Here is a 13,988-nt window from a genome sequence, read left to right as displayed (position 1 = left end):
GCAGGATGGCGGGCGGATGCGCCGGCGCGGGCCGCGAGCACCGCCGCCTGTGGAGAGCAGGTCGGGCCCTACTGCTGCGTCGCGATGAGCGTGATGGGCGCGAGCCCCGTCGCCGCCGTCCAGACGCGGCCCCGGAGCGACAGCAGCGAGCCGTCGGCGCCGAGCGCCCGCAGCGTCGACGCGCCCTCGCTGCCGCCGACGATCGCGCGCACCGCCTCGCCCGGCGCCGGCAGCTGCTCGGCGGCGCCGCCGACCGCGAGCATCACGATCTGCGACTCGTCGCCGTTCGCGGCCAGCACCGCGACCTCGGTCGAGCTCACCCAGGTGATGTCGGTCGCCGCCCCGTCGACGCGCGGCAGCCGGTAGGGCTCGCCGAGCGAGACTGGCCGGCCGGACGCGTCGCGCATGACGGCCGCGACCCACACCTCGCTCTCGCTGCCCTCCACGGTCGTGAGCGCGAGGCGCGCGCCGTCGCGCGAGAGCTCCATCGCGGCGAGGCGCGCGGTGCCGCCCGGCGGCAGCGGCAGGGCGCTGCGCTCGCCGTCGCGCCACGCGACGAGCGCCTGCGGCGTGCCCTGCTCCTGCAGCAGCACCCAGCCCGTGTCGTCGACGGTCGGCACGATCGCCGAGCCCGTCGAGATGACCACGGGCGCGGCGCCCGGCTCGAGCCACGCGGCGGTGGAGCCCGTCGTCGCGACGCCGCCCGCGGCGCCGACCGTGTAGCTCGTGGCGCCGATGGCCGAGAGCGCCGGCCCGACGTCCTCGATCCCCGCGGCGCCGCCGCCGATCGAGCGCAGCGACGTGCCGTCGAGCACGAGCGGCCGCTGGTCGACGTCGCCGTCGTCCACGGGCTGCGCCGACGCGCTCGAGGCGGTGAAGCCGTCGAGGCCCTCGACCTGGATGCGCACCTCCCGGGCGCCGATCGAGCGCAGCGAGAGCGCCAGCTGCGTCGAGAGCGGCTCGAGGCTGCCGCTGCCGAGCTGCTCGACCTGCGCGAAGTCGAGCGTGACGGTGACGATCGTGCCCGACACGACGGGCTCGCCGATGGTGCGCGCGTCCGGGGCGCCCGCGGTCGTGACGGCGGGCGCGATCCAGCTCGACGGCCCCGCGAGCAGCGCGTCGACCATCCGCCCGGGCAGCGTGGTCGCGGTGCGCTCGAACCAGCGCACCTCCGGCACCGTGCGGGTGCCGTCGGGCGTCAGCCAGTGCAGGGTGTGCGGGCGGAAGAGCTGGGCGAAGTGGAAGCTCGACAGCACGATGCCGTCGGGCGCCTGCGAGATGCGCCACTCCCCCGCCACCTGCAGCAGCCGGAACTCGAGCATGCGGTCGGCGTCGAGCAGCTGCAGGGCGCCCGAGCCGTCGAGCTCGGAGACGGCGGTCGTCACGGCCGTCGCGGTCGTCTCGCCGCCGAGCGACACCTCGGGCTGCCCGGAGCGCACGAGCACGCCCGCACCCGGGTCCCACTGCTCGGCCGCCTCGCCGGCGAGGTACTCGCGGGCGATCGCGAAGTCGTCGCCGGGGCTGATCGCGGCGCTCAGGAAGCCGCGCACGATCTCCTCCTGCGTGGCGCCCGGATGCGGCTCCTGCGCGAGGAAGATCAGGTCATCGGCCTGCTCGCCCGCGTCGACGTGGCCCTCGGTGACGGGGCCGGAGTCGGGGATGGCGACGCAGCCGGCGAGCACGAGCACGGCCGCGGCGGCGAGGATGCGCTTCATCGGCCGGGCTCCTTCGTCGAGGCGGCGGGCGGGTCGACGAGGGTGATCTCCATGGCGTCGATCGCCTCGGGCGCGGGCGCCTCCTCCGCCGCCGGCGGCAGCACGATCGCCTGCGTGTCGGCGGGCGGCAGCTCGATCGGCGAGGCGACCGCGTGCGCGCCGGCCCGCGGCAGCGTGAGCCGGAACGCGGTGCCCTCGCCCGGTTGCGACCACACGTCGATCCAGCCGCCGTGCAGCGCGGCGTCGTCGCGGCTGATCGACAGGCCGAGGCCTGTGCCGCCCGTGCGGCGCTGCCGCGACGGGTCGGCGCGCCAGAAGCGGTCGAACACGCGCGCTGCCTCCTCCTCGGTCATGCCGACGCCGTGGTCGCGCACGGCGATCGCGGCGGCGTCGCTCGTCGAGTCGACGGTGACCACCACGGGCCTGCCCTCCCCGTGGTCGATGGCGTTGCCGAGCAGGTTCTGCAGGATCCGGCGGATGCGACGGGGGTCGACCTCCGCCTCGAAGTGCCCGCCGGGGGCGACGAGCCGCAGCTCGGTGCCGCGCTCCGCGGCGAGCGGCTCGACGGCCGAGATCTCGGCCTCGGCGAGCCGCACGAGGTTGGTCGGCTCGATGTCGAGCTGCGCGGCGCCGGCGTCGAAGCGGCTCAGCTCGAGCAGGTCGGCGAGCAGCTGCTCGAACCGCAGGATCTGCGCGTGCAGCAGCTCGACCGTGCGGCTCGTGACCGGGTCGAACGACTCCCGCCGGTCGTGCAGCACGTCGCCCGCGAGCCGGATGGTGGTGAGCGGGGTGCGCAGCTCGTGCGAGACGTCGGAGACGAACCGCTGCTGCACGGTCGAGAGGGTCGCGAGCTCGTTGATCTGCCGCGAGATCGAGTCGGCCATGTCGTTGAACGAGCGGCCGAGCTTCGCGATCTCGTCGTCGCCGCGCACCGGGATGCGCACGTCGAGCTCGCCCGCGGCGATGCGGGCGCTCGAGTCGGCCGCGGTCTGCACGGGCCCGACCACCATGCGGGCCACGAACCACGTGATCGCGCCGATGAGCGCGATGAGGGCGAGACCGCCCGCCATCATCGTCAGCTGCATGAAGCCGAGCGTCTCCTGCGTCGCCTGCAGGCTCGTGAGCAGGTACAGCTCGTAGCGGCCGGCGAGCGGCACGTCGACGGTGCTGCCGACGATGATGCCCGGCTGCGAGCCCTCGCTCCCCTCGAGCCGCACCGACTGGTAGTAGGGGGTGTCGGATGCGGCGGCGACGGCAGAGCGCAGCTCGGGGGTGAGCAGGTCGGTGTCGAACGACTGCGACTGGACGTCGTTCATCTGCAGCAGCGTCGCGGTCTGCGACTCGGCGCGGAGCATCGCGTACTCGGTGCTCGACCGCGACGAGATGAGCCCGGTGACGGCGTCGAGCGCCCGGTCCTGCAGCGCATCCACCTCACCGCTCGTGAGGTTCTGCGTCACGGCCTCGTCGAAGCTCTGCTGCATCGCGGTCGATGCGCGCACGGCCTCGACGAGCGCCTCGTCGCGGCGGGTCTCGAAGAGGTTCTGGCTCACCGACGCCGACATGTAGCCGAACACGCCGACGAGCGCGAAGGTCGACATCGCCATGCTGGCCGCGACGACGCGCGCCTGCAGCGAGTGCCGGACGACCCGGGTCGCCCGGTCCCAGATCAGGCGGCCCCAGCCGGGCGGGCGCCGTGCGGCCATCGCTGCCTCAGCTTGGGGTGGGTGCGCCGGCGCGGTAGCCGACGCCGCGCACGGTCGTCACCACCACGGGGTTGTCGACGTCGCGCTCGACCTTGGAGCGCAGGCGCTGCACGTGCACGTTCACGAGGCGCGTGTCGGCCTTGTAGTGGTAGCCCCAGACCTGCTCGAGCAGCATCTCGCGCGAGAACACCTGGTTGGGCTTCGAGGCGAGCGTGACGAGCAGCTCGAACTCGAGCGGCGTGAGGCCGATGACGCTGCCGGCGCGGCGCACCTGGTGGCCCTCGACGTCGATCTCGAGGTCGGCGACGCGCAGCGTGCCGCCGTCCTCCTGCCGCTGCGGGCGCAGGCGCGTGCGCACGCGGGCGACGAGCTCCTTCGGGTTGAAGGGCTTCACGACGTAGTCGTCGGCGCCCGACTCGAGCCCGACGACGATGTCGGTCGGGTCGCCCTTCGCGGTGAGCATGATGATGGGGACGCCCGACTCGGCGCGCAGCTCGGTGCAGATCTGGATGCCGTCCTTGCCCGGCAGCATCAGGTCGAGGAGCACGAGGTCGGGACGGACCTCGTGGAACCGGTCGACCGCCTCCGCGCCGTCGGCGCAGAACTCGAGCTGGTAGCCCTCCCCGGCGAGCACGATGCCGATCATCTCGGCGAGCGCGGGGTCGTCGTCGACGACCAGGATCGTCTGCATCGTCGCCCCCCTCTCGTGCCGCGCGCCCGTCGGCGCGGCTCCCGCCAGGGTAACCGAGTCGGCTGTGGCGGCCGGTCAGGCCTGCCGCGTCGCGTCCTCCCGCGTCGGCAGCGCCCGCATGCGGGCGTAGGGGCTCAGCAGCAGCGGCAGCGCGCCCAGCATCGCGATGATCGAGCCCACCCAGATCGCCGACAGCGTGCCGAAGGCGGTGCCGAGCCAGCCGGCGACGAGTGCACCGATGGGCATGACGCCCCAGACGACGAAGCGGATGGAGGCGTTCATGCGGCCGAGGAGCGGCTTCGGGCAGATGCGCTGCCGCGCGGTGACCTGCACGATGTTGTAGACGAGCACCGAGAAGCCGAGCAGCGCCTCGAACAGCACGAGCAGCACGACCGCCGCGTCGGGGAAGTGCGCCGCGGCGGGCAGCAGCGCCGCCGAGGCGACGAAGAGCAGCGTCGAGGCCGACAGCGCCGGCCCCTCGCCGATCCAGCGGGCGATGCGGTTCGCGAGCACCGAGCCCACGAGGCCGCCGACGGCGCCGAGCGTCATGAGCACGCCGTAGATGGCCGGGTCGAGGCCGAGGATGCGCAGGATCAGGATGGGCGAGAGCGTCATGGCGATCGTCGTGCCGAGGTTCGTGAGCGCCGTGGTGCCGACGATCCGCACGAGGAAGTCGGTGCGGGCGACGAACCGCAGCCCCTCGGCGATCTCGCGCACGAGGTGCTGCCGCTCGTGCTTCGGCTTCACGACCTCCTCGTCGCACACGAGCATGAGGCTGATGGCGCTCAGCAGGAAGCCGACCGCGTTGGCGGCGAGCAGCAGCGGCGCCGAGAGCACCTTGAGCAGCAGGCCGGCGACCGCGGGGCCGCCGAGCCGCATCGTCTGCGCGGTCGCCTCGAGCGCGCCGTTCGCGGGCCCGACGTGCTCGTCGCGCACGAGCACGGGCACGAACGACTGGTAGCCGACGTCGAAGAAGACGGTGGCGACGCCGACCACGGCGCCGATGACGAACAGGTGCCACATCTCGAGCATCCCGGCGAGCCACAGGAGCGGCACGGCGGCCACCGCGACCACGCGCACGAGGTCGGCCGCGATCATCACGGTGCGCTTGCGCATCCGGTCGAGCCACGCGCCGGCGGGCAGGCCGACGAGCAGGAACGCCGCGGTCTCGGCGGCGTGCAGGTAGCCCATCTGCGCGTCGTCGGCCTGCAGGATCGCGACCGCGACGATCGGCATCGCGAGCGCCGCGAACTGCGCGCCGAGCTGGCTGAGGCCCTGGCCGAGCCAGAACGCGGGGAACCCTCGCTCGCGCCACAGGCCGCGGTGGCCCGGCGGCGGTGCGGCCGGGGAGGCGGGGGCGGTGTCGGGGATGGTCGAGGCGGGCGTGGGGGCCGCGGATGCCTCGGGCTCGGTGGTCATGCAGGAAGCGTAGCGCAGTGATTGGGTTCTCCCAATCACTGATTGCGAGCGGCTACGCTGAGGCCATGACCGACGAGGCGATGCCGCCGCCATCGCGCGAGCTGACCGCCAAGGCCAAGGCGCTCTCGTCGCCGCTGCGCTGGCGCATCCTGCGCCTCTGCCTGCACGAGCCGCGCACGAACAAGGAGCTCGCGCGGCTCCTGCAGATGAACGCCGGCACCATGCACCACCACGTGCAGGCGCTCGTCGATGTCGGCTTCCTCGCCGCCGAGGAGCCCCGGGTCGGGGCGCGCGGCGCGAAGGAGATCCCCTACCGCGCCACGGGCATGACCTGGCACGGCTCGGAGGCGCCGCTCGTCGGCCCGGTGCTCGTGCAGACCTTCCTGCAGGAGATCCAGGGCGTGCAGCCGGGCGATCTCGACATCGGCCGCCTCGGCGTGCGGCTGAGCCCCGAGGACCGCGCCGAGCTCGACCGCCGCACCGTCGAGCTCATGGAGTGGCTGCGCACCCGCGACTCCCCCGACGGCGACCCGACCTCGTTCATGATCGCCACGCACCCCGACGTGCAGCAGCGCTGAGCCGGCGGCTCGGGCGCTACGCCTCGAGGCCCTCGTGCGCGTCGAGCCACTGCTCCTCGAGCTCGGCGATGCGGGCATCGACGTCGGCGAGCTCGCCCTGCAGCGCCGCGAGCGCGTCGAAGTCGCTGTGGTCGGCGGCCTCGAAGCGGGCGAGCACCGCGGCGCGCTCCTGCGTCGCCTTCGCGAGCCGGCGGTCGAGGCTCGCCGCCTCCTTCTCGAGCGCGCGGCGCTCGGCGCCGCTGAGGCCGCCGCCCGCGGCGCCGCCGGCTCCGGCGGACGCGCCGGCGTCGGCGGGCGAGGCGTCGGTCGGCCGCGCCTTGGCCCGCCCGACCGAGCCGCGCCCCGATCGCTCGAGGTACGCATCCACGCCCCCCGGCATGTGCACGAGCGCGCCGTCGATCACGGCGTACTGGTGGTCGGTGACGCGCTCGATGAGGTAGCGGTCGTGGCTGACGACGATGAGGCAGCCCGCCCACGAGTCGAGCACGTCCTCCATCGCGGCGAGCATGTCGGTGTCGAGGTCGTTCGTCGGCTCGTCGAGGATGAGCACGTTGGGCTCGTCGAGCAGGATGAGCAGCAGCTGCAGGCGGCGGCGCTGGCCGCCCGAGAGGTCCTTGACGAGCGTCGAGAGCTCGCCGGAGCGGAAGCCGAGGCGCTCGAGCAGCTGCCCGGGCGTCAGCTCCTTGCCGCCGGAGGCGTAGCTCGACTTCAGGCTGCCGACGACGGTGCGCACGGGGTCGTCCTCGTGCTGCCTGAGCTCGGCGAGCTCCTGCGTGAGCTCGGCGATCTTCACGGTCTTGCCCGTCTTCACGCGGCCCGAGGTGGGGCGGATGCGCCCGGCGATGAGGGCGAGCAGGGTCGACTTGCCGGCGCCGTTGCGGCCGAGCACGCCGGCGCGCTCGCCGGGGGCGATGCGCCAGGTGACGTCGTCGAGGATCGTGCGGCCGCCGAGCTCGACCGACGCGTCGACGATGTCGACGACGTCCTTCCCGAGCCGCGTGGCGGCGAGCTGCGCGAGCTGGATCGGGTCGCGCACGGGCGGCTCGTCCTCGATGAGCTGCGTCGCGGCCTCGATGCGGAACTTCGGCTTCGCGGTGCGGGCGGGCGCGCCGCGGCGCAGCCACGCGAGCTCCTTCTTCATGAGGTTCTGCCGCTTCGACTCGGTCGCGGCGGCCATCCGGTCGCGCTCGACGCGCTGCAGCACGTAGGCCGCGTAGCCGCCCTCGAAGGGCTCGACGAGGCCGTCGTGCACCTCCCACGTGCCCGTGCACACCGCATCCAGGAACCACCGGTCGTGCGTGATCGCGACGAACGCGCCGCGGCCGGTCGCGTAGCGGGCGTTCAGGTGGTCGGCGAGCCAGGCGATGCCCTGCACGTCGAGGTGGTTGGTGGGCTCGTCGAGGAAGAGCACGTCCCAGTCGCCGGCGAGCAGCTTCGCGAGCGCCACGCGGCGGCGCTGGCCGCCCGAGAGGCTGCCGACGGCGGCGTGCCAGTCGAGGTCGCCGACGAGCCCGGCGAGCAGGTCGCGGATGCGCGCGTCGCCCGCCCACTCGTGCTCGGGGCGGTCGCCGACGACCGCCTCGCCGACCGTCAGCGCGCCGTCGAGCGTGTCCTGCTGGTCGAGCACGCCCACGCGAATGCCGCCGCGGCGCGTGACGCGGCCGCTCGTCGGTTCGAGGCTGCCGGCGAGCACGCGCAGCAGCGTCGACTTGCCGTCGCCGTTGCGGCCGACGATGCCGATGCGGTCGCCGTCCTCGAGGCCGAGGGAGATCGACTCGAACACGGTGCGGGTCGGGAACGCGACGCCGACGCGCTCGGCGCCCAGGAGATGTGCCATATGGCCTCCATCATCCCGCACCGCGCGGGCGTGCGCCGCCCGGCGCATCCGCCGGCCGCCCTCCTCCCCCGAGTGGCGGCTCCGGCGATCGAGTGGCGCCTCCGGCGATCGAGTGGCGGCTCCGGCGATCGAGTGGCGGCCCCGGCGATCGAGTGGCGCCACTCGATCGCACAAGGCGCCACTCGATGACGGGAGGCGCCACTCAGTGGCGGGAGGCGCCACTCAGCGGGAGGCGCCACTCAGTGGCGGGAGGCGCACTCAGCGGGTGGCGCCACTCAGTGGCGGGAGGCGCCACTCGGCGCACGGATGCGGCGGGCTCAGTCGATCAGGCGGGCGCCGGGCACGGGGCCGGTCACCTTCACCGCGAGCAGCTGCGCCGCCGAGAGGCTCACCTGCAGCTCGAGCGCCGACTCGAGGTCGTCGCAGAGGAACGCGACCGTCGGGCCCGAGCCCGACACGATGCCGGCCAGGGCGCCGGAGCGCTCCCCGAGCTCGAGCGTGCCGGCGAGCCGCGGCATGAGGCGCAGCGCGGGCGCCTGCAGGTCGTTCTGCAGCACCTCGGCGAGCATCGACGCGTCGCCGGCCCGCAGCGCCTGCAGCACCCGCGCATCCACCGTCGGCACGTCGTGGGCGGGCGCGATGTCGGCCGCGTGCAGCGCGCGGTGCTCGTCGAGCGCCCGGTAGACGTCGGGCGTCGACAGGCCCGCGTCGGCGTAGGCGAGCACCCAGTGGAACTGGCCGCGCGCGAGCGCGGGCGTCAGGCGGTCGCCGCGGCCCGTGCCGACGGCCGTGCCGCCGGCGAGCGCGAAGGGCACGTCGGCGCCGAGGTCGCGGGCGATCTCGTGCAGCGCCTCGCGGCCGAGGTGCAGCCCCCACAGCTCGTCGCACGCGACGAGCGTCGCGGCGGCGTCGGCGCTGCCGCCGCCCATGCCGCCGGCGATCGGCACGTGCTTCTCGATCGAGAGCGCGACGCCGCCCGAGACGCGGCCGCGACGGGCGAGCGCCATCGCGGCGCGGATCGCGAGGTTGTCGGCGCCGGTCGAGAGCGTCTCGTGCGGGATGGGGCCCGAGAAGCGCACCGAGAAGTCGGGGGCGGCGGTCGCCTCGACGATCTCGTAGAGGCTGACGGCCTGGTAGGCGGTCGCGACGTCGTGGTAGCCGTCGTCCTGCAGCGCACCCACGCCGAGGTGCACGTTGATCTTGCCGGGCGCTTTCGCCCGCACCGTGCTCCTCGTCACCACGGCATCCAACCTAGTGCGCCCGCAGCGGTCGTCCCTGCACGGCCCGTCCCGGCCCGCTCAGCCGACGGCGGCGAAGATCGCGTCGATCTCGGCCTTCGCGGCCGCCATCGCCCCGGCGTCGGGCAGCCGCTCGATCGTGAGGCTGACGGGCGTGCCCGAGCGGTTCGGCTGCTGCGCCGCCGCCGCGAGCCGCGTGCCGTCGCCGAGCCGCCAGCGCACGACCGGCTGCGCGGCGGCGAGGTTCTCGCCGTGCGGAGCGCCGTGGCGCGCCTCGACGGCGGCGCGCACGGCGCCGAGCGCCGCGAGGCGCTCCCCCGGCACGGTGCGGGTACGCGCGACCGTGAACGTGCCGTCGGCCTGCTGGCCGGGCAGCCGTCCCTTGCGGTCCTGCTCGAAGTCGACGGTGATGCCCTGCGCCCACCACGGGTCGACGCCGTGCTCACCGACGAGCCAGTCGACGGTCGCCCGGTGCGTCCACTCGAGGCCGCCCGCGCCCTCGATGAGGTCGCGCCACTGCTCGTGGGTGCGCCCGGTCGCCGCCTGGAGCGCGGCCGGCCCCATGTTCTTGTCGATCCGCTCCACCACTCAGTCCTCCAGCAGGACGGGGGCGGATGCGTCGGCGGCGGCCGGCGCCGTCGGCCCGGCCTGGGCGATGCGGATGAAGTCGTCGAGCGCGAGCGCCTCGCCGCGCAGCGTCGGGTCGACGCCGGCGCGCTCGAGCACCTCGGTGGCCGCTGCCGACGAGCCGTAGACGCCCGAGAGCGCCTGCCGGAGCATCTTGCGGCGCTGCCCGAACGCGCCGTCGATCACCCGGAAGGTGCGCTTCCGCAGCGCCTCGTCGCCGCGCGACGGCCCGCGGCGGAAGCCGACGAGCACGCTGTCGACGCCCGGGATGGGCCAGAAGATCTGGCGCGACACGTCGCCCTCGAGCGCCCAGGGCCCCCACCAGGCGACCTTCGCGCTCGGCGAGCCGTAGGTCTTCGAGCCCGGCTTCGCGGCGAGCCGGTGCCCGACCTCGGCCTGCACCATCACGAGCGCGCGCTCGATGCTCGGGAAGCGCTCGAGCAGGTGGATGAGCACCGGCACCGACACGTTGTACGGCAGGTTCGCGACGATCGCCTGCGGCGGGAACGGCAGCGCCTCGATCGTCAGCGCGTCGTGCTCCACGACCTCGAGGCGCGCCCCGGGCTGCTTGCGCGCCACGGTCTCGGGCAGCAGCTCGGCGAGCCGCGGGTCGATCTCGACGGCCGCCACCCGGGCGCCCGCCTCGGTGAGGCCGAGCGTGAGCGACCCGAGGCCCGGCCCGACCTCGACGACGTCGAGGCCCGACACATCCGCGGTCCGCACGATGCGCCGCACCGTGTTGGCGTCGACGACGAAGTTCTGGCCCCACCGCTTCGTGGGCGTCAGGTCGAGCCGCGCCGCGAGCGCGCGGATCTCGGCGCCGCCCAGCAGGGTCGCGGCGCTCGACACGCCCTCGATGCTCTCGCTCACGCGTCGAGCCTATGCCGAGCGCCCGCTGACCGGGCGCCCAGGGGCGTGCGTCAGGATGCGGGTGCGGGCAGCGCCGTCGAAGCGGCACCGCCCCCGATCGAGGAGGCCGCATGGGCAGCACCGTCCGAGCCAGCACCGCAGCATCGCGGATGCGTCGGGGCAGGCCGGCGAGGGCGCTCGCGGCCGCGGCGCTCACTGGCGTCGCCGCGCTGCTCGCCGCCTGTACGGCGCAGCCCGGCACCCCCTCCGGCTCGCCCTCCGCGCCCGATGCGCCGCCGAGCGCGACGGGCACGGCCCCGGTGCCGATCGAGGACGACCGCCTCAACGACTCCTACCTCTTCGACCGCGTCTCGTCCGAGGGCGTCGTCGTCGCCTGGGCCGCGCCCGGCGAGACGCTCGCGGTGATCATCGGCGGCTCGGGCGGGGGCGGCGGGTGCATCCCGCAGCCGCAGCCGCTCGAGCTCGACGAGACGGAGCCAGCGGCGACCATCCGCTTCGACCCGCCCGACCCCGCGATGATGTGCACCGCCGACTTCCGCCTGCACGGCTGGGAGCTCGCGCTCCCGTCGGCGATCGAGCTCGACCGGGTGCTGCAGGTGTCGCTCGTCAACCTCCAGGGGAACGACGAGGTGCTCGAGCTGCAGGTCGGCCCCGACGACAGGCTCGAGAGCGGCCCGACCGCCGACCCGCAGCCGAGCCTCATCCCGGGGTCGCCGCCGCCGGACGCCGGGGAGCCGACGCCCATTCCAGAGGCCCAGCTGCCGGCGTTCGACGAGGTGCTCACGGAGGGCACGAACCCGGCGGTGGCGGTGCGATGGGTCGAGCCGGGCAGCACGCTCGCGGTGCTGCTGCTCGGGTCCGGCATGGAGGAGTGCACGGCATCGCCGGTGGCAGCGCGCGCGACCGGCACCGGCGCGTTGGAGGTGCAGTTCGAGCAGCCGACGCATGACGGCGACTGCAGCGCGGACGGTCGGCTCTACGGCTGGACCTTCGAGCTCGCCGAGCAGATGCCGGCTGCGCTCGGCGTCGAGGTCACGGTGAGCGGGCTGAGCGCCGACGGCGAGGATGCGGTCGTGCAGCTCGCGCAAGACGACACGATCGAGCTGGGCTGACCCCGGCCGGGTCGCCGCCTCAGTCCCAGCTGCCGTAGGCGCGCACCGTGTTCTCGGCGGTGAGCGCCGCGAGCTCGTCGGCGTCCATGCCGAGGCGCTCCGCCATCGACCGCACGGTGAGCGGCGTCAGGTACGGGCTGTTCGGGCGGCCGCGGTGCGGCGTCGGCGTGAGGAACGGCGCATCCGTCTCCACCAGGATGCGGCTGCGGTCGGCGACCGCGAGCGCCGCGTGCAGGTTCTTCGCGCTCGAGAAGGTCACGGTGCCCGCGAACGACAGGTACCAGCCGTGCTCGGCCGCGGTGCGCGCGAGCGCCTCGTCGCCGGAGAAGCAGTGGAAGACCGTCGTCTCCGGCGCCCCGACGCGCAGCAGCGTCTCGACGACCTCGTCGTGCGCGTCGCGGTCGTGGATCTGCAGCGCGATGCCGTGCCGCTTCGCGATGTCGATGTGCGCCTCGAACGACTCGTGCTGCGCGCGCCGGCCGTCGTCGCCGGTGCGGAAGAAGTCGAGGCCGGTCTCGCCGACCGCCCGTACGCGCGGCTGCGCGGCGAGCGCGTCGATCGTCGCGAGCGCGTCGGGCAGCGTGCCGGCCGCCGCGTAGCCGGGCGCCTCGTTCGGGTGCAGCGCCACCGCGGCGAGCACGCGGCGGTCCTGCGCCGCGAGCGCCGCCGACCACTCCGACGACTCGACGTCGCCGCCCACCTGGATGACGCCCGCGACGCCGGCAGCCTCGGCCGCGTCGAGGGCGCGCCAGTAGGGGAAGTCGTCGCCGTCCTTGATCTCCAGGTGCGTGTGGTTGTCGTAGATCGGCACGCCGAGGGGCTCCGGTGCCTCGGGCCGCGTGAGGTCGCGCTTGCCGTCGTCGAAGCGCTCCCGGATGTACTCGCCGCCGGGCAGCGTCGTCCCGCGCGGCGCCTCGGCGAGCGGCTCGGAGGGCGTGCGGGCAGGGGCGGTGCCGTCGTGGCTCGTGGGCATGCACCCAGCCTAGGAGACCCGTCCACAGGCGGAGCCGAGGGCCCTTCCAGGCGGTCGTAGGGGAAGAGCCGCTATCGTGGTCCGCGTTTTCGTCCACGGAGGTCCTCCCGGCATGCCCAGACGCCTGGCTCTTCCCCTCGCGATCGCGACCGCGCTCGCGGTGTCCGCGTGCGCATCCGGCGGCGCCGTCTCGCCGCCGAGCGCGGGCGAGCCCGGGATGGCGGGCACGTCGTCGGAGTCGGCCGAGGAGTCGACGCAGACCGCCGCCGACCAGCAGGCGGCTGGGCAGCAGTCGGTCGCGCGCGATGCGGCGGCCGCTGAGGAGGAAGCGGCGGAGGCCCAGGCGATGGTCGCCCCCGAGCCGTCGGTCGGACTGGATGACGGCGAGGACGGCCTGCCCGAGCACAGCGGCGCATCCGTCGACGACGTGCTGCGGCTCGGCGGCGTCGCCACCTGGATCGACCCGCCCGCCCGCATCGCGCTGTCGCTCCCCGCGTCGAGCGGCTGCTGGGCACTGGCCGGGCCGCTGACCGCCGAGTCGCCCACCGCGCTCGCCGTGCAGGTCGAGCAGCCGCAGGTCTGCGGCGCTCCCGACGCGGCGCGCACCTACACGCTGCATGTGCCCGCCGAGGTCGAAGCGGATGCGGCGCTGCAGCTGACGGTGACGGGCCTGCCGGAGCCGCTCGTGCTCACGCTGCCCGCGCCGTAGCGACGACCGGCGATCCGCGCACGGCGCCGCGCGCGCTCAGTGCGCGAGGTGCGCGAGCGCCTCGTCGAGCCGCTCGAAGTCCTCGTCCATGCCGACGTCGATGCCCGAGGCGACCATCGCGTCGCAGTCGGCGCGCGACGCGTAGACCGAGGTGATCTCGAGCGCGCACCGCTCGCCCGGCAGCTCGCGGAACTCGAGGATCTCGAGCGTCGGGTGCCCGGGCTCCCCCTGGTACTCCCAGGTGTGCACGATGCGGCCCTCGACGACCTCGTGGTACGAGCCCCAGAAGCGGTGCTCGCCGCCGCCGACCTCGACCACGTAGTCGAAGTCGCCGCCGGTGCGCGGCTCGAAGTGCTCGATGCGCAGGCGGGAGCCGCGAGGGCCCATCCACTGCGAGAAGATCTCGGCGACCGTGTGCGCCTGCTGCACGCGCTCGGCGGGCGCGTCGAACTCGCGGCGGTGCACGACGGTCTGCTCACCGGTGCGCTCGTGGGTGGTCTCGCTCATGCCCCCACC

General features: G+C 74.6%; 13 protein-coding genes. 3 read left to right on the top strand and 10 right to left on the bottom strand.

The genetic code is table 11. The features are described 5' to 3' along the window. Positions 1 to 68: 68 nt before the first annotated feature. From MU522_RS08155 to MU522_RS08140, 4 genes are all read right to left on the bottom strand, one after another. A complete protein-coding gene (locus tag MU522_RS08155) occupies positions 69 to 1,715 on the bottom strand; it encodes an LpqB family beta-propeller domain-containing protein (RefSeq protein WP_246990568.1) in 1,647 nt (548 codons plus the stop codon). Then, positions 1,712 to 3,418 (bottom strand): MtrAB system histidine kinase MtrB, encoded by a 1,707-nt coding sequence (mtrB, locus tag MU522_RS08150; RefSeq protein WP_246990567.1) that lies wholly within the window; start codon positions 3,416 to 3,418, stop codon positions 1,712 to 1,714. The genes MU522_RS08155 and mtrB overlap by 4 nt, the downstream gene beginning before the upstream one ends. A 7-nt stretch (positions 3,419 to 3,425) precedes the next feature. Continuing rightward, on the bottom strand, positions 3,426 to 4,109 hold the full coding sequence (gene mtrA / locus MU522_RS08145) for an MtrAB system response regulator MtrA (protein WP_128190623.1): 684 nt from the start codon (positions 4,107 to 4,109) through the stop codon (positions 3,426 to 3,428). 75 nt (positions 4,110 to 4,184) lie between these two features. Further along, the gene (locus MU522_RS08140; protein WP_246990566.1) at positions 4,185 to 5,528 is read right to left on the bottom strand and encodes an MFS transporter; all 1,344 of its coding nucleotides are present in this window, start codon (positions 5,526 to 5,528) and stop codon (positions 4,185 to 4,187) included. Positions 5,529 to 5,593: 65 nt separating this feature from the next. On the opposite strand from MU522_RS08140, the gene MU522_RS08135 reads away from it, so the two are divergent. Next, a complete protein-coding gene (locus tag MU522_RS08135) occupies positions 5,594 to 6,106 on the top strand; it encodes a winged helix-turn-helix domain-containing protein (RefSeq protein WP_246990565.1) in 513 nt (170 codons plus the stop codon). Positions 6,107 to 6,122: 16 nt separating this feature from the next. Here the strand turns inward: MU522_RS08135 and MU522_RS08130 are convergent, their stop codons facing one another. The 4 genes from MU522_RS08130 to rsmA all read right to left on the bottom strand — a co-directional run bounded on the left by MU522_RS08130 (position 6,123) and on the right by rsmA (position 10,678). Then, positions 6,123 to 7,943, bottom strand: coding sequence for an ABC-F family ATP-binding cassette domain-containing protein (locus MU522_RS08130; RefSeq protein ID WP_246990564.1), 1,821 nt, complete (start codon positions 7,941 to 7,943; stop codon positions 6,123 to 6,125). A 317-nt stretch (positions 7,944 to 8,260) separates the two neighbouring features. Then, entirely contained in the window at positions 8,261 to 9,184 is a 924-nt protein-coding gene (locus MU522_RS08125) for a 4-(cytidine 5'-diphospho)-2-C-methyl-D-erythritol kinase (protein WP_246990563.1), read from the bottom strand. 57 nt (positions 9,185 to 9,241) lie between these two features. Beyond that, positions 9,242 to 9,766: a DUF4287 domain-containing protein gene (locus MU522_RS08120; RefSeq protein ID WP_246990562.1), complete on the bottom strand. Its 525-nt coding sequence runs from the start codon at positions 9,764 to 9,766 to the stop codon at positions 9,242 to 9,244. A gap of 3 nt (positions 9,767 to 9,769) precedes the next feature. Next, positions 9,770 to 10,678, bottom strand: coding sequence for a 16S rRNA (adenine(1518)-N(6)/adenine(1519)-N(6))-dimethyltransferase RsmA (rsmA, locus tag MU522_RS08115; protein ID WP_246990561.1), 909 nt, complete (start codon positions 10,676 to 10,678; stop codon positions 9,770 to 9,772). 110 nt (positions 10,679 to 10,788) lie between these two features. On the opposite strand from rsmA, the gene MU522_RS08110 reads away from it, so the two are divergent. Next, positions 10,789 to 11,790, top strand: a complete 1,002-nt coding sequence (locus tag MU522_RS08110; protein ID WP_246990560.1) for a hypothetical protein — start codon at positions 10,789 to 10,791, stop codon at positions 11,788 to 11,790. 19 nt (positions 11,791 to 11,809) lie between these two features. On the opposite strand, the gene MU522_RS08105 is transcribed toward MU522_RS08110, so the two are convergent. Next, positions 11,810 to 12,763, bottom strand: a complete 954-nt coding sequence (locus tag MU522_RS08105; RefSeq protein WP_246990559.1) for a TatD family hydrolase — start codon at positions 12,761 to 12,763, stop codon at positions 11,810 to 11,812. A gap of 112 nt (positions 12,764 to 12,875) precedes the next feature. On the opposite strand from MU522_RS08105, the gene MU522_RS13290 reads away from it, so the two are divergent. Beyond that, entirely contained in the window at positions 12,876 to 13,472 is a 597-nt protein-coding gene (locus MU522_RS13290) for a hypothetical protein (RefSeq protein ID WP_281439985.1), read from the top strand. 36 nt (positions 13,473 to 13,508) lie between these two features. Here MU522_RS13290 and MU522_RS08095 read toward each other — a convergent pair whose 3' ends face one another. Next, positions 13,509 to 13,979 (bottom strand): SRPBCC domain-containing protein, encoded by a 471-nt coding sequence (locus MU522_RS08095; protein ID WP_246990558.1) that lies wholly within the window; start codon positions 13,977 to 13,979, stop codon positions 13,509 to 13,511. Between the last annotated feature and the right edge of the window lie 9 nt (positions 13,980 to 13,988).

Source organism: Agrococcus sp. SCSIO52902, assembly GCF_022983135.1.
GTDB classification, from domain to species: Bacteria; Actinomycetota; Actinomycetes; order Actinomycetales; family Microbacteriaceae; genus Agrococcus; species Agrococcus sediminis.
The sequence above is the reverse complement of the archived record's forward strand: the minus strand, read 5'-3'. Positions and strand labels throughout refer to the sequence as shown.

What these genes read in the sequence shown, in the direction of transcription:
- MU522_RS08155 (WP_246990568.1), bottom strand. Translation starts at nt 1,715, where the DNA reads ATGAAGCGCATCCTCGCCGCCGCGGCCGTGCTCGTGCTCGCCGGCTGC.
- mtrB (WP_246990567.1), bottom strand. Translation starts at nt 3,418, where the DNA reads ATGGCCGCACGGCGCCCGCCCGGCTGGGGCCGCCTGATCTGGGACCGG.
- mtrA (WP_128190623.1), bottom strand. Translation starts at nt 4,109, where the DNA reads ATGCAGACGATCCTGGTCGTCGACGACGACCCCGCGCTCGCCGAGATG.
- MU522_RS08140 (WP_246990566.1), bottom strand. Translation starts at nt 5,528, where the DNA reads ATGACCACCGAGCCCGAGGCATCCGCGGCCCCCACGCCCGCCTCGACC.
- MU522_RS08135 (WP_246990565.1), top strand. Translation starts at nt 5,594, where the DNA reads ATGACCGACGAGGCGATGCCGCCGCCATCGCGCGAGCTGACCGCCAAG.
- MU522_RS08130 (WP_246990564.1), bottom strand. Translation starts at nt 7,943, where the DNA reads ATGGCACATCTCCTGGGCGCCGAGCGCGTCGGCGTCGCGTTCCCGACC.
- MU522_RS08110 (WP_246990560.1), top strand. Translation starts at nt 10,789, where the DNA reads ATGGGCAGCACCGTCCGAGCCAGCACCGCAGCATCGCGGATGCGTCGG.
- MU522_RS08105 (WP_246990559.1), bottom strand. Translation starts at nt 12,763, where the DNA reads ATGCCCACGAGCCACGACGGCACCGCCCCTGCCCGCACGCCCTCCGAG.
- MU522_RS13290 (WP_281439985.1), top strand. Translation starts at nt 12,876, where the DNA reads ATGCCCAGACGCCTGGCTCTTCCCCTCGCGATCGCGACCGCGCTCGCG.
- MU522_RS08095 (WP_246990558.1), bottom strand. Translation starts at nt 13,979, where the DNA reads ATGAGCGAGACCACCCACGAGCGCACCGGTGAGCAGACCGTCGTGCAC.